We start from the raw sequence: 18728 nt of genomic DNA, 5'->3' as shown, positions 1-18728 counted from the left end.
TCTCTCATCCGGGCGACAGGTCGGGCACAGGCTGCTGCCAGCTGCGGTTCCTAGCGTCCGGATCATGTCCCGCCACAGAATCCGCAGGTCCGCGCTGTCCGCATCCGTGACGGCCGTCGTGCTGCTGGCGGGTTCCGCCGCCGGGGGCGCGTATCTGGTGGGTCGCTCGCCGGATCGTGCGCCCGCCGCCGTGGCATCCGTATCGTCCGCATCGAGCCCGTCGGCCGCGGCGAGCACGAGCGAGGAGCCCGAGGTGGATCTCGACGCGGAGCTGGCCGACGCGCTGGCGCCCCTGACCGGCGGTGCCGACGTCTCGGTTGCGGTGCTGGACACGGCGAGCGGGGCGGGCGCGGTGTACGGGGACGGGGCGTACGACACCGCGAGCATCGTCAAGGTCGACATCCTGGCGGCCCTGCTGCTCCTCGCCCAGGACGAGGGGCGGGAGCTGAACGGCGCCGAGCACGCGTGGGCGGAGGCCATGATCCGGCGCAGCGACAACACCTCGGCCACCGAGCTACTGAAGACGGTCGGCGGCGCCGAGGGGCTGGACGCGGCGAACGAGCGGCTGGGCCTGTCCGGGACGACTGCCGCGCATGCGTGGGGGCTGACGCAGACCACGGCCACCGACCAGGTACGTCTGCTGAAGGCGGTGTTCGGTACGGATTCGGAGCTGTCGGCGAGCTCGCGCGCGTACCTGACGGAGCTGATGGGCGAGGTCCAGGCGGACCAGCGGTGGGGGGTGTCGGCTGCGGGCAGCGGCGCGGCGCTGAAGAACGGCTGGATGCCCCGCACGACGACCGGTCTGTGGGACATCAACAGCATCGGGCGGGTGGAGAGCGGCGGCAACACCTACCTGGTGGCCGTCCTGTCGCGGGGGCACGCGACGAAGGAGGCCGGTGTCGCCCTCGTCGAGTCGGTGGCGAAGGCCGCTGTCGGTGTGACCGCAGGGGTCAGCGCCACCGGCTGACGCCGGCGAGGGTGCTGCCTCCACCCGGGTGGGCTCTCCTGCCGCGCCACAGGACCACGGCCAGGGCCAGCAGCGCGGCGCCGAGCGCCCCGGCGGACGGGGCCAGCCAGCCGGCAGGCCCGTCGTCCTCGGCCTTCGGGTCGGGGCCGGATCCGAAGTACTGCTTGCCATAACCGGCCGGGGCGGACTTGGCGCCCAGGTTGTCGGGGCGGAGCTTCTCCCCGGCCTCGATCGCGGCGGCGGGATCGACCAGCCCGTAGCCCCGGGCGTCGTCGCGGCCGCCTGCCGGGGAGTTGCGGGCGGTGTCCGCGAGCAGCGTCTTGAGCTGGGCGGGCGACAGCCCGGGGTGGGCGGCGCGTACGAGGGCGACGGCTCCGGAGACGAACGCCGAGGCGGCCGAGGTGCCCCACTCGATGTAGTAGTGGCGGTCGGGGTTGGCGACGACGATGTCGACACCCGGCGCGCTGACGGTGGCGTACCAGCGGCTGGTGGAGAACGCGGCGTGGGTCCCGTACTTGTCGACGGCGGCGACGGCGATCACACCGGGGTAGGCGGCGGGGTAGGAGACGCCGTTGCCCTTCTCACCGCTGTTTCCGGCGGAGGCGACGACGGAGACACCCTTGCTCAGGGCGTACTGGACGGCCGCGTCCTCACCGGGTTCGGGGTGCGCGGACTTGCTGTCGTCGCCGAGGGAGAGGTTGATGACGTCGGCACCGTGGTCGGTTGCCCAGCGGATGCCGTCGGCGAGGGCGGTGCCGCGCGACTGACGGGCCTTGGCGCGGGACGCGTCGTTGGACTCGAGGATGACCCGCACGGGCAGGATCTTCACTTCCGGAGCGACTCCGAGTACGCCGTCGCTCCGCCCGGGCCCGTTGCCGTGGCCTGCGACGATGCCGGCCATCGCGGTGCCGTGGACGGCCCAGGCCCGGTCGCCCTGTCCGGCGCCGAAGCCGATGAGGTCCTTGCCCGGGAGCACTTGGCCCTGGAGGTCGGGGTGGCTGCCGTCGACTCCGGTGTCCAGGACGGCGACGGTGATGCCCTTCCCCTTCGTGGTCTGCCAGGCCCGGTCGGTGTGGAGTGCCTCCAGGGCCCATTGCTGGTCCCGGAGGGCGTCGGCCTGGGCGGGTACTGCGGGCAGTACCGCGAACGCGGTGGCGAGGGTCACCGCGGCGAACGCGCGGAGCCGGCGGGGGCGGGTCATTCCGGCTTCTCCGTGAGGTCGGTGACGGTCCTGCGCAGCGTGCGCTCCACCCGGTCGGCGATGCCCTTCGCCTCGTGGCCCAGTCCGGCCTGGGCGACTGCCGTCGTGGCGCCTGCGGCCATGGCGACGGATGCGGGCTGCGGCTCGGCGACCGCACGGCCGTCGGCGAAACCGGAGACGGCGAACACGACGACGGGCACCTCGGTCAGTACGTTGACCGTCCAGCTGGCACGCTGCTTGTCACCGAAGGCCGCCGCGGCTGTGCCCTTGGCGGGATAGGTACGGGGCATCAGGTCGGCCCGCACGTCGAGGTGCTGGCCGGTGAACCGGCTGCCGAGCGCGCGCATCCCTTCGCTGTCCGCCTCCGTGAAGACCATGCCCACCGTCGTGACACTGCTGCGCGTCGCGTCGGTGTAGGTGGCCCGCACCATGCGTTCGCAGCCGACCGGGCGGAGCGTCTTGAGGAGCAGGGGGTCCAGGCCCGCCGCGCAGCCGCTGTCGGTGGCGACGGCGACGCGGGTCCAGACCCGGTCGGTGGCCCCCGGTCCCGCCCCGTCGCCCTTGAGGGTGCGGGGGAAGAGGGTGTCGACGGGGACGCTGTGCCAGGCGGAGCGGCCGACCGTGTACGCGGTACCGGCTCCGGGCTCGGCCGCGGAGTCCCCCGTGAGCCAGGTGCCGGTGACCGCGCCGCCGATCAGCCCGAGACCGAGCACGACACAGGCCACGGCGGCCGCGGCCCTGGCCGGGTTCCGGGTCTTTATGGGGCGCAGGCGGGTGGTGGTCTCGACGGGCGTCTCGGCGTACGCGTAGTACGCGCCCGGCGGGGCGGGGGTGGCTCCGGGGCGCGGGGTGAGGTCCACCGCGCCGACGGGCCTCCGCCTGGTCGCGGGCGGAGGAGGAGGAGGCGCGGCAAGGGGGGCGGGCGGCACGATGCGCAGCTGGGTGGTCGTCTCCACGGGCGGGGGCGCGTCGTCCGCGGGGGCCTGCGGGCGCGGTGCGGGGGCCTGCGGGGGCTGCGCACCGGGGTGCAGTGCGGCCGGAGGCGCGGGGGTCTGCGTGGGCTGCGCGCCCGTGCGGGGAGCAGCGGGAGCCTGCAGAGGCTGCGCACCGGGGTGCGGTGCGGCCGGAGGCGCGGGGGTCTGCGTGGGCTGCGCACCGGTGCGCGGTGCGGCGGGAGCCGCCGGGGCCTGCACGCCCGTGCGGGGAGCAGCGGGGGCCTGCGCACCCGTGCGCGGTGCGGCCGGAGCCGCGGGAGCCTGCGTGGGCTGCGCGCCCGTGCGCGGTGCGGGGGCTGCGGGCGGGGCCGGGGGCTGGGCGGGGACGGGCGGTGGGGTGGTCGGGCGGGGCGGCACAGGAGCGCGCTGCGCTTCGGTACTCATCCGGCCCCCTGGTTCACGTCCCCGTACCGCCTGCGGATCACAGTTCCGGACCGGCCGTCGGTCATCCGCGTGACCGTCACTCTACGGGGTGGAGGACGCCCCGTGGGCACAGGACCGGGGGTGCGGGGGATCTGCACCGAACGTCCCCCTACCCAGTGGTACGACCGTCTGGCAAGCTGCGGCCATGACTGCCCGCGCCGCTGACCGGACCCGTTACAACCGGGCCACCGCCCATCTCGACGCCCCTGTGGCCGTGGTGGATCTGGAGGCTTTCGACGCCAACGCCGACGACCTCGTGCGCCGGGCGGCCGGGAAACCCGTCCGGGTGGCGAGCAAGTCGGTGCGCTGCCGCGCTCTGCTGGAGCGGGTACTCGCGCGTCCGGGGTTCGCCGGGATCATGTCGTTCACCCTCGCGGAGTCGCTGTGGCTGGCCCGGGCCGGTTTCGACGACGTACTGCTGGCCTATCCGTCGGCCGACCGGTCCGCGTACGCCGAGCTGGCGGCCGATCCCAAGCTGTCGGCGGCCGTGACCGTGATGGTGGACGACCACGCGCAGCTGGAGCTGATCGACGCGGCACGGGCCGGCGGCACCGAGGAGATCCGGGTCTGCCTGGAGCTGGACACCTCGCTGCGGATGCTCGGCGGCCGGGTCAGGATCGGCGCGCTGCGCTCCCCCCTGCGCTCGCCGGCCCAACTCGCCGAGCTGGCCCGCTCGGTGGCCCGTAGGCCGGGCTTCCGGCTGGTGGGGCTGATGGCGTACGAGGGCCATGTCGCGGGAGTCGGGGACTCGGTTGCCGGCCGGCCGCTGCGGTCGCGTGCGGTCCGCCTGATGCAGGCCACGGCCCGCAAGGAGCTGGCGGCGCGGCGGGCGGAGGTCGTGCGGGCCGTCCGGGCGGTGACGCCGGACCTGGAGTTCGTGAACGGGGGCGGCACCGGCAGTGTGCAGCACACCGCGGCGGAGTCGGCGGTGACCGAGATCGCGGCCGGTTCGGGGCTGTACGTACCGCGGCTGTTCGACAACTACACCTCGTTCACGGGCCGTCCGGCCGCCCTGTTCGCACAGCCCGTGGTACGGCGGCCGGGTGTGGGCGTGGTGACGGTGCTGGGTGGCGGCTATCCGGCGTCCGGGGCCGCGGGCGCGGACCGGCTGCCGGTCCCGTACCTGCCCGAGGGGCTTCGCTACGACCCGCAGGAGGGTCCGGGAGAGGTGCAGACGCCGTTGCTCGGCTCGCCCGCCGACGATCTGCTGATCGGGGACAAGGTGTGGTTCCGGCACGCCAAGGCCGGTGAGCTGTGCGAGCGCTTCGACGAACTGCAGCTGATCGAGGGCGACCGGATCACGGCGACCGTGCCGACGTACCGGGGCGAGGGCCGTACGTTCCTCTAGGGTCGTTTGCCCGGAGCGGGGTCAGGGTCCGACCGAGCTGCCGACGCCTCCGCCGGTGGCGCTGTCACCGAGCGGGCGGATGCCCCGGGTGATGGTGTCCATGAGGGAGACCGGCAGCTTGCCCTGGCCGGCGTCGAACGCGAAGCGGACGATGACCGGCGTCTCGCTGCCCACCGCCGAGGGGAAGACGAGCGACTGCACGAATCCGCCGGGGCCCTTGCCCGTGGTGACCTGCCGGCGCACCAGATATCCGGTCCGCCCGGCCACGGTCACGGACCTGGACGCCAGTTCCTTCTGCGCCGTGATGCCGCCGTGGACCGGGTCCCCGACGAAGTTCTCGCCGTAGGCCTTGTCGGCGGCGGTCTTGATGTCCTGTTTGGCCGGAGCCTCGGCGGAGGTGACGTCGGTGCCGCTCGCGGTGCGGACGGTGACCGTGCCGTGGTAGCAGTAACTGCCGGAATCGCCGGGGCAGGTGTAGGACTCGACCGTACGCATCGTGGTCGCGTCGTCGAGCGTGCTCTCCGGCTTCTCCCAGCCCTCGGGGACCGGCAGGGTGATCCCGTTGAGCTGGTCGACGAGCAGCTTCGGGTCGTCCGCGGGGGCGTCGTCGGCCGACGGGGTGTCCGTGCTCGGGGTGTCGGTGGCACCGGTCGCCGGTGCGGAGCTGCTGGGCCCGGGGCCTGCCTGCGTGCCGGTCCCGTCGTCCTCGCCCAGCACCACGATTCCGGTGACGGCCGCGCCGGCGATCACCAGGACCGCCAGCGCGACCGCGACGACCCGGGTGGTCCGGCCGCCGCCGGGGGCGAGGGCCGGAGCCTGCGGTGCGAACTGCTGCTGGAACGCGACGGGCTGCGCGACGGCGGACGGCCGGGTGTGCCCGGTCCAGGCCGTGCCGTCCCACCAGCGCTCGAAGCCGGTGGTACTCGCGTCCGGGTACCAGCCGGGAGGGGTCGCGTTGCTCATGCCCCCACTCTAGGTTCCGGTGCGAGAGCCCCTAGAGGGGAGTCACGTACGCCCCCGAGATCCCGCCGTCCACGAGGAAGTCGGTGGCGTTGACGAACGAGGAGTCGTCGCTGGCCAGGAAGGCGACGGCTGCCGCGATCTCCGTGGCCTCGGCGAACCGGCCGACGGGAATGTGCACCAGCCTGCGGGCGGCCCGCTCCGGGTCCTTGGCGAACAGCTCCTGGAGCAGCGGGGTGTTGACCGGCCCCGGGCACAGGGCGTTGACCCGGATCCCCTCCCGGGCGAACTGCACACCGAGTTCGCGGGACATCGCGAGCACTCCGCCCTTGGACGCGGTGTACGAGATCTGGGAGGTCGCCGCTCCCATCCGGGCCACGAAGGAGGCGGTGTTGATGATCGAGCCGCGCCCCTGGCGCCGCATGTAGGGGAGGGCCGCCTTGCAGCAGAGGTAGACGGAGGTGAGGTTGACGTCCTGGACGCGCTTCCACGCCTCGAGCCCGGTGGTGAGGATGGAGTCGTCGTCGGGTGGCGAGATACCGGCGTTGTTGAAGGCGATGTCCACGGACCCGTAGGTGTCGTACGCGGCCTTGAACAGCGCCTCGACCTGCTCGGGGTCGGTCACGTCGACCTGTACGAAGGTGCCTCCGGCCTCCTTGGCGGCCGCCCTGCCCGCGGTTTCGTCGATGTCGCCGCAGACGACGTTGGCGCCTTCGGATGCCAGCCTGCGGGCGGTGGCGAGACCGATTCCGCTGCCCGCTCCGGTGATGACGGCGGTGCGGCCGGTCAGGCGGCGGCAGATGTTCCCGGTGTCGGTGGTCATGCGTGTTCAGGCCTCCGTGCCGATGAAGACGTTCTTGGTTTCGGTGAATGCCGCGAGGGCGTCGGGCCCGAGTTCACGGCCGAGTCCGGACTGCTTGTAACCGCCGAACGGTGTCCAGTAGCGAACGGCGGAGTGGGAGTTGACGGAGAGGTTCCCGGCCCGCACCGCCCGGGAGACGCGCAGGGCGCGGCCCACGTCGCGGGTCCAGATGGAGCCGGCCAGGCCGTACTCGGTGGCGTTCGCCAGCCGGATCGCGTCCGCCTCGTCCTCGAAGGGCAGCACGACGGCGACCGGCCCGAAGACCTCCTCGGTGGCGACGCGCGCGTCCGCGTGGACGTCGGTGAGGACGGTCGGCGGGAACCAGAACCCGGGCCCTTCGGGGGCGCTGCCCCGGATGCCGGCCGCGTCCTCGGGAACGTAGGAGCGGACCCGCTCCAGTTGGGTGCGGGAGATCAGCGGTCCCATCTGGGTCTTCTCGTCGGAGGGATCGCCCACCACCACCGAGGCGAGGGCGGGGGCGAGGAGTTCCAGGAAGCGTTCGTGGACGGAGCGCTGGACGAGGATGCGGCTGCGGGCGCAGCAGTCCTGGCCCGCGTTGTCCAGGAAGGACATGGGTGCGGCGGCTGCGGCGGCCTCGATGTCGGCGTCCGCGAAGACGATGCTGGGGCTCTTGCCGCCGAGTTCGAGGGTGAGCCGCTTCACGCGGTCGGCGCACGCGGCCATGATCTGTTTGCCGACCCGGGTGGAGCCCGTGAAGACGATCTTGGCCACTCCGGGGTGTTCCACCAGGGCCCTGCCCGCGACCTCGCCCGCGCCGGGCAGCACCTGGAAGAGGTGCTCGGGCAGACCCGCTTCCCGGGCGAGCCCGGCCAGGTGCAGGGCGGTGAGCGGGGTCGTCTCCGCCGGTTTGAGGAGTACGGCGTTACCGGCGGCGAGTGCCGGGGCGACGCCCCAGGCGGCGATCGGCATGGGGAAGTTCCAGGGGGCGATCACCCCGATGACGCCGAGGGGTTCGAGGAAGGTGACGTCGATGCCGCCGGGCACGGGGATCTGACGCCCGGTGAGGCGCTCCACTCCCCCGGCCGCGTAGTCCAGCAGATCGCGGACGTTACCGGCCTCCCAGCGGGCGCTGCCCAGGGTGTGGCCCGCCTCGGTGACCTCCAGCCGCGCGAGCCGTTCGCCCTGTTCGTCGACGAGGACGGCGAAGCGGCGCAGCAGCCGGGCACGGTCGGCGGGAGCGAGTGCGACCCAGACCTGCTGCGCCGCCGCGGCCCGCGTGACGGCGGTGTCCACCTCGGCGACGGTGGTGGCGGGAACGGTGGCGACGAGCTCTTCGGTCGCCGGGTTCAGTACTCGGTGCTCGGTGATCACAGGTGCCTCACAGGCGTTCGAAGGAGCGGCGGAGCTCCCAGTCGGTCACCGCGGCGTCGAAGGCTTCGAGTTCGACACGCGCCATGTTGCGGTAGTGCGCGACGATCTCCTCGCCGAAGGCCTCCCGGGCCACGTCGCTGTCCTCCCAGAGGGCGGCCGCTTCGCGCAGCGTGGTGGGGACCTGGTCGTATCCGGCGGTGTAGGCGTTGCCCTCGCACGCCTCGGGGAGTTCGAGTGCGTGCTCGATGCCGTGGAGTCCCGCGGCGACGAGGCCCGCGACGGCGAGGTACGGGTTGACGTCTCCGCCGGGGAGCCGGTTCTCGAAGCGCATCGAGCGGCCGTGTCCGACGACGCGCAGGGCGCAGGTGCGGTTGTCGTGGCCCCAGGCGACGGCCGTCGGGGCGAAGGAGCCGGGCTGGAAGCGTTTGTAGGAGTTGATGTTCGGCGCGTAGAGCAGGGAGAAGTCGCGCAGGGCGGCGAGCTGTCCGGCGAGGAAGTGCCGCATCACGGCGGACATCGTGCCGTCCTCGCCCGCCATGACGCTGTGTCCGCCTTCGTCCCGGAGCGAGAGGTGGATGTGGCAGGAGTTGCCCTCGCGCTCGTTGAACTTGGCCATGAAGGTGAGCGCGACGCCCTCCTGGGCGGCGATCTCCTTGGAGCCCGTCTTGTAGACGGCGTGCTGGTCGCAGGTGACCAGTGCCTCGTCGTAGCGGAAGACGATCTCGTGCTGGCCGGGGTTGCACTCGCCCTTGGCCGACTCGACGGTGAGGCCGGCGGCGGCCATCTCGTTGCGGATGCGGCGCAGCAGGGGCTCGATGCGGCCGGTTCCGAGGACGGAGTAGTCGATGTTGTACTGGTTGGCCGGGGTGAGATCTCGGTAGTTGCGGTCCCAGGCCTGCTCGTAGGTGTCCTTGAAGACGATGAATTCGAGCTCGGTGCCGACATGGGCGGTCAGGCCGTGTGCGGCGAGCCGCTCCAGCTGGCGGCGGAGGATCTGGCGGGGCGCGGCGACGACGGGTGAGCCGTCCTCCCAGGCGAGGTCGGCGAGAACCATGGCCGTGCCCTCGTGCCAGGGCACCCTGCGCAGGGTGGTCAGGTCGGGGTGCATCGCGAAGTCGCCGTAGCCGTTGGCCCAGGAGGACATCGCGAATCCGTCGACGGTGTTCATGTCCGTGTCGACGGCGAGCAGGTAGTTGCAGCCCTCCGTGCCGTGTTCCAGCACCTCGTCGACGAAGAAGGACGACGCGAACCGTTTGCCCTGCAGCCGGCCCTGCATGTCGGGGAAGGCAAGGACGACGGTGTCGATCTCGCCGCTCGCGACGAGCAGACGCAGCTCCTCGGGCCGGAGCGGGGGTGTTCGGTCTGCCACGGGGTACTCCTCGTTCGGTCAGCCGGAAGGCTTAAGGTATGGGACAGAACCATTGAGGGGAAGGGGATCGGGACGTGGCGCAGGAGACCGGGGAGACCGGGCCCTTCGACCGGCTGCTGCCCGTACTGAGGCCGGTGCGCGCGGGCAACGGCTTCGAGGAGGCGCTGGAGCAGGTCCTCCAGGTGGTCCGGCTCGGTCTGGTGCCCAGCGGCGGGCGGCTGCCCGCCGAGCGGGATCTGGCGGAGCTGCTGGGGATCAGCCGCGTCACACTGCGCGAGGTCCTGAAGGTGCTCCAGGACCAGGGGCTGGTCGAGGCCAGGAGGGGCAGGTACGGCGGTACGTTCGTCCTCCCCCGCGCCGGCGGGGCCGGCGGCGGCGAGCTGCGCCGCCGGGTGGAGGGGGTCGACATCGAGGACGTCCTGCGCTTCCGCGAGGTGCTGGATGCCGGGGCGGCCGGGCTGTGCGCGGCACACGGCCTCGACGACGAGGGCGTGGACCGGCTGCGCAGGGCACTGATCGCGACACACGAAGCACCCCTGCCCGACTACCGCAGGCTCGACACCCTGTTTCACCTGACGCTGGCCGAGCTCTCCGGCTCCCCCTCGCTCACCGCCCAGTACGCCGCCGTCCGTGCGACCGTGAACGACCTGCTGGACTGCATACCCCTGCTGGTGCGGAACCTCGAGCATTCGCAGCACCAGCACACGGTGCTCGTCGACGCGGTGCTCGACGGCGACGAGGAGGCCGCGCGCGCGGTGATGCGCGAGCACTGCGCCGGAACGGCGGCGCTGCTCCGCGGTTTCCTGGCTTGAACCCGATCTTCCGGATCGCGTCTCTTGCGTACCGGCCCGGTACGCACAAAGGTATGACGCATCACCATTGCACCGGGCCCGGTCCGCGGACCGCCCGCCGGAGGGACCGCACCATGCACGAACCGCTCATCGGCGTCACCACCTACCTGGAGCCGGCGGCTCGCTGGGGTGTCTGGGAGCTCCCCGCAGCGGTGCTCCCCTCGGCGTACCCCCGACTGGTCCAGCGGTCCGGCGGCCTGGCGGCCCTGTTGCCGCCGGACGCCCCGGAGCGCGCCTCGGCCGTCGTGGCCAGGCTCGACGGGCTCGTGATCGCGGGCGGCGCGGACATCGACCCCGGACTGTACGGCGCGGAGCGCGACTTCAGGACCGGGCCGCCCGCGCACGAACGCGACGCCTGGGAGCTTGCGCTGCTCCGCGCGGCGATGGAGGCCGGCACCCCGGTGCTCGGTATCTGCCGCGGCATGCAGCTGCTCAACGTGGCGCTGGGCGGCACACTGAGCCAGCATCTGGACGGGCACACCGGTCCGTTCGGCAAGGCGGGGGTCCTCGGTGAGCACGCGGTGTCGCCTGTGCCGGGGACTCTGTACGCCTCGCTCGTGCCCGAGGAGGCGTCCGTACCCACGTACCACCACCAGGCCGTGGACCGGCTCGCTCCGGGTCTCGTGGTGTCCGCGCACGCGGCGGACGGCACGGTCGAGGCGGTCGAGCTGCCCGGTCCGCAGTGGGTGCTCGGGGTGCAGTGGCACCCCGAGATGGGCGAGGACCTCCGGATCATGCGGGCCCTGGTCACGGCGGCCCTGGCACGGACGAGCACGTCCGCCGTCTGAGGACCGGGGCCGCGAAGCGGTCCGGGGCCCAGGAGAAGCCGGGCCGGGAAGCGGACAGTCCCGGGGCCTACGCCCCGTCGGCCGTCAGTGAGAGCAGGTCGCGGGCGGGGCCCGTGGGGCGGTGGCCCGCGGGCCAGACCGCCCGCAGCTGACGTCTGAGCCGGACACCCGCCACGGGGACCTTGACCAGGCGCCGGGCCGACAGCTCCTCGCCGAGAGCCAGTTCGCTCAGCACGCAGGGACCGGCCCCGCTCTCCGCCGCCCCCTTCACCGCGGTGGTCGAGGAGAGCTCCAGCAGCGGCCGCGCGAGTCCGCCGTGCACGGCGAGGGCGGCGTCCAGGACCTGCCGGGTGCCCGAGCCGTGCTCCCGCAGGATCAGGGGTGTCGCCGCCAGCTCCTGCGGGGTCAGCTGACTGCGGCGGCGGGCCCACGGGTGCGTGGGCGCGACGACGACGACGAGGCGGTCGTGCGCGATGACCGTGCCGTCGAGCCCCTCCGGCACCGACAGCCCCTCGACGAAGCCGAGGTCGGCCTCACCGGCGAGCAGCCGCAGGGCGACCACGGCCGAATTGCCCGCGGTCAGGGACACGGCGGTTCCGGGGCGTGCGGCGCGCAGCGCGATCAGCCAGCCCGGCAGCAGGTACTCCGCGATGGTCATGCTCGCGGCGACCCGCAGCCGGGAGTCGCGCCGGTCCCGCAGCGCCTGCGCCCCCGCGTCGAATGCCTCGGCGGCCTCGACGACCCTGCGCGCCCAGTCGGTGACGAGGGCGCCCGCGTCGGTCAGCTTGGAGCCGCGTGGCGAACGGTCCAGGAGCGCGACGCCGAGCTGCCGCTCCATCGACCGGATGCGGCTGGAGGCAGCGGGCTGGGTGATGCCGACGTCCCGCGCGGCGCGGCCCAGGCTGCCGTGCCGGGCGACGGCCAGGAGCAGCACCATCGCCCCGAGATCGGGCACCCGGTGGGACAGGGGGCCGTGTTCGTCACCGGGGGCGGGAGGCGGGGCACTGGACATCGGTATGGACATAAGCCCAGCTTATGACGTCATAGGTCCGGGCTCCCTGGTGGGCAGGAACATGCCCGCCGAGAATCGTGGCATGGCCATCTTTCCGCAGATCCAGTCCCGGGTGCTCGCCCCCGCCCCCGCTCCCGCCCCTCTCCGGCTCCCGTCCCTGCGGTACATCGGCCCCAACTGGTACGCGACGGTCATGGGCACCGCGATCGTCGCCACGGCAGGGGCGGGGCTGCCCGTTCACGTGCCGGGGCTGCGCGGTGTCTGCCTCGCGGTCTGGGCCGTGTCCGCGGTGCTGCTCGTCGTGGTCCTCGCGGCCCGCGCCGGGCACTGGGTCCTGCACCGGGACCAGGCCCGTGCCCACCTCCTGGATCCTGCCGTGGCCCCGTTCTACGGCTGCCTCTCCATGGCGCTGCTCGCGGTCGGCGCGGGCACCCTGCTGGTCGGCCGGGACGTCATCGGGCATTCCGCCGCGGTCGCCGTGGACGCGGTGCTGTTCACGCTGGGCACGGTGACCGGCCTCGCCGCGGCGGTCGCGATCCCGTACCTCATGGTCGTACGGCACCGTCCGGCACCCGGCACCGCGTCGCCGGTCTGGCTGCTCCCCCTCGTGGCGCCGATGGTCTCCGCCGCCGTCGGTCCGCTGCTCGTGCCGGAACTGCCCGCGGGCCAGTGGCGCGAGGCGCTGCTGCTCGCCTGCTACGCGATGTTCGGGCTGTCGCTGCTGGCGACCCTGGTGATCCTTCCGCTGGTCTTCGGCCGGCTGGTGCACCAGGGCCCGTTGCCGCTCGCGCTGACACCGACCCTCTTCCTGGTGCTCGGCCCGCTGGGCCAGTCGACGACCGCGGTCAATCAGCTGGCCGATGTGGCACCGGGTGCGATCGGGGCGCCGTACGCCTCGGCGTTCGGCGCGTTCGCCGTGCTGTACGGGGTACCGGTGATGGGGTTCGCGCTGCTGTGGCTGGGACTGTCCGTGGCGATGGTGGTGCGGGCCGCGCGGCGCGGTATGCGGTTCACGATGACGTGGTGGGGCTTCACGTTCCCCGTCGGTACGTGTGTCACGGGCGCGGCGGGACTGGCCAGGCACACCGGGCTCACCGCCTTCGTCTGGCTGGCCGTAGCGCTCTACGTGCTGCTGGTGGCCGCCTGGGCGGTGGCGGGCGTACGGACGCTGCGGGGAGTGGTCAGCGGAGGGCTGCTCGCAGCGCCGCAGCCGCTTCGGTCAGCGACGGCCCGTACCACGTGAGGTGGCGGCCGTCGACGAGCGCGGCAGGCAGTCCGGGAAAGGCCTCGGGGCCGTCGGTGGCGGTGAAGCGGTACGGCTCGTCGGGCAGGACGACCAGCTCGGCGCCTGCCGCGTTCAGCTCGGCCACCGGGATACGGGGATAGCGCTCCGCGTGGTCCGCGTACACATTGCGAACGCCGAACCGTGCCAGCAGGTCGCCGGCGAACGTGTCGCGGCCCAGCACCATCCAGGGCCTGCGCCAGACCGGGACGACCGCGGGTCGCGGGGTCGCGGGAGGCGGCAGCGCCGCCCAGGCGGCCTCGGCCTCGTCCAGCCAGCGCGGCCGGCTCAGGCCGCATCCGGTGACCAGGACCCGGTCCAGTTCGGTGAAGGCCTGGCCGAGGGTGCGGACCTCGGTGACCAGGACGTTCAGCCCGGCCTCCCGCAGGGCGGCGAGGTCGGCTTCCCGGTTCTCCTCCTCGTTGGCGACGACGAGGTCGGGGCGCAGTGCCACGACGGCCGCCACGTCGGGATTCTTCGTACCGCCGATCCGGGCGGCGGTGAGCTCCGGCGGGTGGGTGCACCAGTCGGTGGCTCCGACCAGCAGGCCGGGGGCGGTGACGGCCACCGCTTCGGTCAGTGAGGGAACCAGGGACACGACGCGCACGGCGAAACCCTTTCGGCTCAGCGACGCGAGTCGTACGTCGCGTCGATGTGCTCGGCAACCGCGACGACGAGCAGCCGGGTGCCGGGAACCGTCGCGCGCCACCGGTGCCGGACCCCGCCGGAGAGGAAGAGGGTGTCGCCACGGCCCAGCCGGTAGGCCTGGCCCTCCGCCTCGACCTCGGCGGCGCCCTCCACGACGTACATCACCTCGTCGTTGCGGTGCTGGAACTCGCGTCCGAGGTCCTGCTCGCCGACGAACTCCAGGACGCTGAGCTGGTGTCGTCCGCGCACCAGTCTGCGTACGCCGTCGTCGTCACCCGCCCGCACGACGTCCACGGAACGCGCCGAGTCCGCCGCGGCCCGCAGCCGCTCGGTCGTGGTCTCCAGCGCTTCGGCCACCCGGTCCAGGGAACGGGCGCTGGGTCTGGCCCGCTCGTTCTCGATCTGGCTGAGGAACGGCACGGACAGGCCGCTGCGCCCGGCCACCGCGGCCAGCGTGAGACCCAGGGTCCTGCGCCGTCGGCGAACCGCGGCACCCACTCGAAGGGCTTCCTTGTCGTCCATGTCCGGCTCCCTCCCCGGATCGCCATCCTCCCCGTTGCCAGCACCCTACGCATGTCGTTTGCGGGATGGAGCCGAAGTGAATGGCCGGGAAACCCTCCGGGAGGGCTCCGACCAGCCCGAAGGGGACGGCCCCGGCTCACTGCCGGGACCGTCCCCTTCAGGGTGTTGGATGCTGACGCGGACGACTCAGCTGCCGACAGGGGCCAGCTTGTCCACCACATCCGGGTTGGCGTCCATCCAGTGGCGGGCGGACTCCTTCTCCTTGCCCGCCCCGCCCTTCTGGATCTCCACCTCGAGCGAGGCCAGCTGCGCCTCGGTGAGCTTGAAGTCCTTCAGCCAGCCGGTGAACTCCGGGAAGTCCTTGGCGAAGTCCTTCTTGGCGACCGTGTGGATCTGCTCGCCCTCGCCCCAGGCACCCTTGGGGTCCTTGAGCTTCTTCAGGTCGTGCTTGCCGTAGGCCCAGTGCGGCGACCACAGGGTCACCACGACCGGCTCCTTCTTCTTGATCGACCGGTTCAGCTCGGCCAGCATCGAGGAGGTGCTGGAGGAGACGACCTTGTACTCGCCCTCCAGGCCGTACTCCTTGAGCACCTTCTCGTTCAGCGTGCCCATCATCCCGGCACTCGACTCGATACCGATGATCTTGCCGTTGAACTTCTTGCCCTGGCCCTTGAGGTCATCGAGCGAGTCGATGCCCTTGACGTACGAGGGAACCGTCAGCTCCAGCGAGGTCGGCCCGTACCAGGAACCGAGATCGGTGAGGTTGTCCTTGTACCGCTCCCAGTAGTCCTTGTGCGTGGTCGGCAGCCAGGAGTCGAACTGGACGTCCAGCTGTCCCTGCGCGAGGCCGGTGTAGAGCGGGCCCGGGTCGAGCTGCTTGACGGTGGTCTTGTACCCACGGTCCTCCAGCATGTTCTGCCAGAGGTAGGTGGAGGCGATGGCCTCGTCCCACGGGAAGTACCCCATGTTGACGGTCTTGCCCGCGTCCTTGCCCTGCTTCGCACCGCCCGCACCGCCGGGCACCGGCGCCAGCTTGTCGACGAGGCCGGGGTTCTTCTTCAGCCAGCTGCGTACGCCGTCCTGCTCCTTGCCCTGGCCGGCTCCCTGGATCTCGTTCTCCAGGCTCGTGAGCTGCTTCTCGGTGAGCTTGAACTTCTTCAGCCAGTCGGCGACAGCCGGTGCCTTCTCGGCGAAGCCCTTGTGGGCGACGGTGTGGACCTCTTCGCCCTTGCCCCAGGCACCCTTGGGGTCCTTGAGCTTCTTCAGGTCGTGCTTGCCGTAGGCCCAGTGCGGCGACCACAGGGTCACCACGACCGGCTCCTTCTTCTTGATGGAGGCGTTCAGCTCGGCCAGCATCGAGGAGGTGCTGGAGGAGACGACCTTGTACTCGCCCTCCAGGCCGTACTCCTTGAGCACCTTCTCGTTCAGCGTGCCCATCATCCCGGCACTCGACTCGATACCGATGATCTTGCCGTTGAACTTCTTGCCCTGGCCCTTGAGGTCATCGAGCGAGTCGATGCCCTTGACGTACGAGGGAACCGTCAGCTCCAGCGAGGTCGGCCCGTACCAGGAACCGAGATCGTCCAGCTGGTCGCTGTACTTGTCCCAGTAGTCCTTGTGCGTGGTCGGCAGCCAGGAGTCCGTCTGGAAGTCGATGTCGCCGCGGGCGACGCCGGAGTAGAGCGGACCGGCGTCGAGCTGGGTGATGCCCGTGGTGTAGCCGCGCTGCTCCAGGAGCTCCTTCCAGAGGAAGGTGGAGGCGATGCCCTCGTCCCAGGGGATGTAGCCCAGGTTGATCTTCTGGCCCTTGCCGACGTTCCCGCTGTCGGCAGTGGCGGTCCCGGAGTCGTTCGAGGCCGAGCCGGCGATGTTCAGCCCGCCCGCGACGAGCGCGAGGACGACGACACCGGTCATCGCGACAGCGGTTCCCGGCTTGTAGTGCGTGAACTTCAGACGGCGCGCACCGGCGGCGACCTTGGCGGCCGCTCGGCGGCCGAGCGGCGAGACCCGCTCGTTGAGCGCTCCGGTCATCCGGTCGAGGTACATGGCGAGGATGACGACGGCGATCCCGCTCTCGGCGGCGAGGCCGACCTGGAGCTGGGTGATCGCGGCGTACACCTTCTCGCCGAGGCCTCCGGCGCCGGCCATGCCGCCGATGACGACCATCGACAGGGCCAGCATGATGACCTGGTTGATTCCGGCCATGATCGTCGGAAGCGCGAGCGGAAGCTGCACCCGGGTCAGGGTGTCCTTGGGCGTGGTGCCGAACGCCGCGGCCGCCTCGACCAGCTCGCTGTCGACCTGGCGGATGCCGAGCTCGGTCATCCGGACGCCGGGGGGCATCGCGAAGACGATGGTGGCGATGACACCCGGGGTGACGCCGACGCCGAAGAACATGACGCCGGGGATCAGGTAGACGAAGGCCGGCATCGTCTGCATGACGTCGAGCACCGGCCGCAGCGCGGCGCTCACCCTGTTGTTGCGCGCGGCCCAGATACCCATGGGCACCGCGATCACGATGGTGATGACGGCTGCCACCACGACCAGCGAGAGCGTCGCCATCGCCTCGTCCCACAGGGCGAGGGAGTCGATCAGCGCGAAGCCCGCGAAGGTGAGCACGGCCGGGACGATGCCGCGCAGCCAGAAGGCGATCACGGCGAAGATCGCCGCCATCAGCAGCGGCTCACCGCCGCCGAGTACCGCGTTGACACCGTCGTACATGCCGCCGAGGACGGCCTTGATGGCGTCGAAGATCCAGGTGAGGTTCGACTGGAGCCAGTCGACGGCGCTCTCGACCCACTCGCCGAAGGAGACCCTAGGCACCGGCGTTCACCTTCTTGATGTCACGCTGGGCCGGCAGCACGTTCTCGACCTTCGGTTCCTCGCCGAGAGCGGCGAGCAGACGGTTGCGCGGCACGACGCCGATGACGCCGCCTTCCGCGTCGGTGACGGCCACGGCGACCCCGCTGGTGGAACAGGGGGTGAAGAGCTCCGCGATGGGCGTCTCGGCGGACACCGTCGCGGGGGCCTCGGCCATGAGGTCCTCGTCGGAGCGGCCCGCTTCGGGCTTCTCCATGATCGATCCGGCGGTGAGCACGCGGGAACGGTCGACGTCCTGGATGAAGGAGGCCACGTAGTCGTTGGCCGGCCGGACGAGGATGTCCTCGGCGGTGCCCTGCTGGACGATCTCGCCGTCCCGCATCACGGCGATGCGGTCACCGAGGCGCATGGCCTCGTTGAGGTCGTGGGTGATGAAGACGATGGTCTTCTTCAGGCGCTTCTGCAGTTCGAGCAGCTGGTCCTGCATGTCGCGGCGGATCAGCGGGTCGAGCGCGCTGAAGGACTCGTCCATCAGCAGCAGATCGGCGTCGGTGGCGAGCGCGCGGGCCAGACCGACACGCTGCTGCATACCGCCGGACAGCTCGTCGGGCCAGGACTTCTCCCAGCCGGCAAGGCCGGTCATCTCCAGGGCGTCGGCGGCGCGCTTCTCGCGCTCGGCACGCGGTACGCCCTGCACCTCCAGCCCGTACGCGGCGTTCTCGAGCACGCTCCTGTGGGGGAAGAGCGCAAAGTGCTGGAAGACCATGCTGATCTTGGAGGAGCGGACGCCGCGCAGCTCACGGGGGCTCAGGGCCGTGAGGTCCTGCCCGTCGAACAGCACACGTCCGGCGGTGGGGTCGAGCAGCCCGTTGAGCATCCGCAGCAATGTGGACTTTCCGGATCCGGAGAGCCCCATGACGACGAAGATCTGGCCCGGTTCCACGGTGAACGAGGCGTCGATCACCGCTGCGGTCGTTCCGTCGGCGCGCAGCTCGTCGCGGTGGGTACCGCTCTCGAGCTTCTGCACGGCTTGATCGGGTCGTCTGCCGAACACTTTGTACAAGTGCTCCGCTTGCAGCCTTGACACATACACCTCACGCGTTGAACCAAAAACGGTCTGCCACCCCCGCCGGCAGACCGTGGAGCAGTGCGGATTCGGTCCGCAAAGCACGGGCATCAGTCGAAAAATGGACGTGGTCCGCTCCGGTGGCGCGCCTGCCCTCACTTACGCAACCCAAACACGTGTGTGATCCAGTTCACCTCGGGGTGACGGTGGCGGCGGGACGGCAGGCGTCGGCAGCCGGCGGTGTCGGTGCGGTGCGGCATCATCGGGGTGTGACGCGACGCC

16 protein-coding genes are annotated in these 18728 nt (G+C 71.7%); 5 read left to right on the top strand and 11 right to left on the bottom strand.

Annotation, left to right across the window (positions count from 1 at the left end; translation table 11 throughout):
• Positions 1 to 64 precede the first annotated feature (64 nt).
• Complete coding sequence (locus OG257_RS31115) at positions 65 to 967, top strand: serine hydrolase (protein WP_329212822.1); 903 nt, start codon at positions 65 to 67, stop codon at positions 965 to 967.
• On the opposite strand, the gene mycP is transcribed toward OG257_RS31115, so the two are convergent.
• Positions 951 to 2168 (bottom strand): type VII secretion-associated serine protease mycosin, encoded by a 1218-nt coding sequence (gene mycP, locus OG257_RS31110; protein WP_329212821.1) that lies wholly within the window; start codon positions 2166 to 2168, stop codon positions 951 to 953. The genes OG257_RS31115 and mycP overlap by 17 nt on opposite strands.
• Positions 2165 to 3028 carry a hypothetical protein gene (locus tag OG257_RS31105; RefSeq protein ID WP_329215444.1) on the bottom strand — a complete coding sequence of 288 codons (864 nt, stop codon included), beginning with the start codon at positions 3026 to 3028 and terminating at the stop codon, positions 2165 to 2167. The genes mycP and OG257_RS31105 overlap by 4 nt, the downstream gene beginning before the upstream one ends.
• Positions 3029 to 3731: 703 nt before the next feature.
• Here OG257_RS31105 and OG257_RS31100 point away from each other — a divergent pair.
• On the top strand, positions 3732 to 4934 hold the full coding sequence (locus OG257_RS31100; protein WP_329212820.1) for an amino acid deaminase/aldolase: 1203 nt from the start codon (positions 3732 to 3734) through the stop codon (positions 4932 to 4934).
• Positions 4935 to 4955: 21 nt separating this feature from the next.
• Here the strand turns inward: OG257_RS31100 and OG257_RS31095 are convergent, their stop codons facing one another.
• From OG257_RS31095 to OG257_RS31080, 4 genes are read right to left on the bottom strand one after another with little or no spacing between them, the layout of a single operon-like run.
• Complete coding sequence (locus tag OG257_RS31095) at positions 4956 to 5897, bottom strand: DUF2510 domain-containing protein (protein ID WP_329212819.1); 942 nt, start codon at positions 5895 to 5897, stop codon at positions 4956 to 4958.
• Between the two features lie 31 nt (positions 5898 to 5928).
• Positions 5929 to 6717, bottom strand: coding sequence for a 3-oxoacyl-ACP reductase (locus OG257_RS31090; protein WP_329212818.1), 789 nt, complete (start codon positions 6715 to 6717; stop codon positions 5929 to 5931).
• A gap of 6 nt (positions 6718 to 6723) precedes the next feature.
• Positions 6724 to 8088, bottom strand: a complete 1365-nt coding sequence (locus OG257_RS31085; protein ID WP_329212817.1) for an aldehyde dehydrogenase family protein — start codon at positions 8086 to 8088, stop codon at positions 6724 to 6726.
• 7 nt (positions 8089 to 8095) lie between these two features.
• Positions 8096 to 9457 (bottom strand): glutamine synthetase family protein, encoded by a 1362-nt coding sequence (locus tag OG257_RS31080; RefSeq protein ID WP_329212816.1) that lies wholly within the window; start codon positions 9455 to 9457, stop codon positions 8096 to 8098.
• Positions 9458 to 9531: 74 nt separating this feature from the next.
• On the opposite strand from OG257_RS31080, the gene OG257_RS31075 reads away from it, so the two are divergent.
• Both OG257_RS31075 and OG257_RS31070 read left to right on the top strand, forming a co-directional pair.
• Positions 9532 to 10269: a FadR/GntR family transcriptional regulator gene (locus OG257_RS31075; RefSeq protein WP_329212815.1), complete on the top strand. Its 738-nt coding sequence runs from the start codon at positions 9532 to 9534 to the stop codon at positions 10267 to 10269.
• A 113-nt stretch (positions 10270 to 10382) separates the two neighbouring features.
• On the top strand, positions 10383 to 11096 hold the full coding sequence (locus tag OG257_RS31070) for a gamma-glutamyl-gamma-aminobutyrate hydrolase family protein (RefSeq protein WP_329212814.1): 714 nt from the start codon (positions 10383 to 10385) through the stop codon (positions 11094 to 11096).
• A 67-nt stretch (positions 11097 to 11163) separates the two neighbouring features.
• On the opposite strand, the gene OG257_RS31065 is transcribed toward OG257_RS31070, so the two are convergent.
• Positions 11164 to 12108 (bottom strand): LysR family transcriptional regulator, encoded by a 945-nt coding sequence (locus OG257_RS31065; RefSeq protein WP_443054587.1) that lies wholly within the window; start codon positions 12106 to 12108, stop codon positions 11164 to 11166.
• An 82-nt stretch (positions 12109 to 12190) separates the two neighbouring features.
• Here OG257_RS31065 and OG257_RS31060 point away from each other — a divergent pair, with 82 nt between their 5' ends.
• Entirely contained in the window at positions 12191 to 13351 is a 1161-nt protein-coding gene (locus OG257_RS31060; RefSeq protein WP_329212812.1) for a TDT family transporter, read from the top strand.
• Here the strand turns inward: OG257_RS31060 and OG257_RS31055 are convergent.
• The 4 genes from OG257_RS31055 to OG257_RS31040 all read right to left on the bottom strand — a co-directional run bounded on the left by OG257_RS31055 (position 13290) and on the right by OG257_RS31040 (position 18467).
• Positions 13290 to 13997 carry a helical backbone metal receptor gene (locus tag OG257_RS31055; RefSeq protein ID WP_329212811.1) on the bottom strand — a complete coding sequence of 236 codons (708 nt, stop codon included), beginning with the start codon at positions 13995 to 13997 and terminating at the stop codon, positions 13290 to 13292. The genes OG257_RS31060 and OG257_RS31055 overlap by 62 nt on opposite strands.
• A 17-nt stretch (positions 13998 to 14014) precedes the next feature.
• Complete coding sequence (locus OG257_RS31050; RefSeq protein WP_329212810.1) at positions 14015 to 14560, bottom strand: helix-turn-helix domain-containing protein; 546 nt, start codon at positions 14558 to 14560, stop codon at positions 14015 to 14017.
• 186 nt (positions 14561 to 14746) lie between these two features.
• Positions 14747 to 17383, bottom strand: a complete 2637-nt coding sequence (locus OG257_RS31045) for an ABC transporter permease/substrate binding protein (protein WP_329212809.1) — start codon at positions 17381 to 17383, stop codon at positions 14747 to 14749.
• Positions 17376 to 18467 (bottom strand): quaternary amine ABC transporter ATP-binding protein, encoded by a 1092-nt coding sequence (locus OG257_RS31040; protein WP_329212808.1) that lies wholly within the window; start codon positions 18465 to 18467, stop codon positions 17376 to 17378. Before OG257_RS31040 ends, OG257_RS31045 begins: the two co-directional genes overlap by 8 nt.
• Positions 18468 to 18728: the final 261 nt, after the last annotated feature.

The sequence above is a fragment of the Streptomyces sp. NBC_00683 genome, from assembly GCF_036226745.1.
GTDB lineage: Bacteria > Actinomycetota > Actinomycetes > Streptomycetales > Streptomycetaceae > Streptomyces.
Note: the sequence above shows the minus strand (reverse complement) of the source record. Positions and strands in the feature narration are given on the sequence as shown.

What these genes read in the sequence shown, in the direction of transcription:
- OG257_RS31115 (WP_329212822.1), top strand. Translation starts at nt 65, where the DNA reads ATGTCCCGCCACAGAATCCGCAGGTCCGCGCTGTCCGCATCCGTGACG.
- mycP (WP_329212821.1), bottom strand. Translation starts at nt 2,168, where the DNA reads ATGACCCGCCCCCGCCGGCTCCGCGCGTTCGCCGCGGTGACCCTCGCC.
- OG257_RS31100 (WP_329212820.1), top strand. Translation starts at nt 3,732, where the DNA reads ATGACTGCCCGCGCCGCTGACCGGACCCGTTACAACCGGGCCACCGCC.
- OG257_RS31095 (WP_329212819.1), bottom strand. Translation starts at nt 5,897, where the DNA reads ATGAGCAACGCGACCCCTCCCGGCTGGTACCCGGACGCGAGTACCACC.
- OG257_RS31090 (WP_329212818.1), bottom strand. Translation starts at nt 6,717, where the DNA reads ATGACCACCGACACCGGGAACATCTGCCGCCGCCTGACCGGCCGCACC.
- OG257_RS31070 (WP_329212814.1), top strand. Translation starts at nt 10,383, where the DNA reads ATGCACGAACCGCTCATCGGCGTCACCACCTACCTGGAGCCGGCGGCT.
- OG257_RS31065 (WP_443054587.1), bottom strand. Translation starts at nt 12,108, where the DNA reads ATGTCCAGTGCCCCGCCTCCCGCCCCCGGTGACGAACACGGCCCCCTG.
- OG257_RS31060 (WP_329212812.1), top strand. Translation starts at nt 12,191, where the DNA reads ATGGCCATCTTTCCGCAGATCCAGTCCCGGGTGCTCGCCCCCGCCCCC.
- OG257_RS31050 (WP_329212810.1), bottom strand. Translation starts at nt 14,560, where the DNA reads ATGGACGACAAGGAAGCCCTTCGAGTGGGTGCCGCGGTTCGCCGACGG.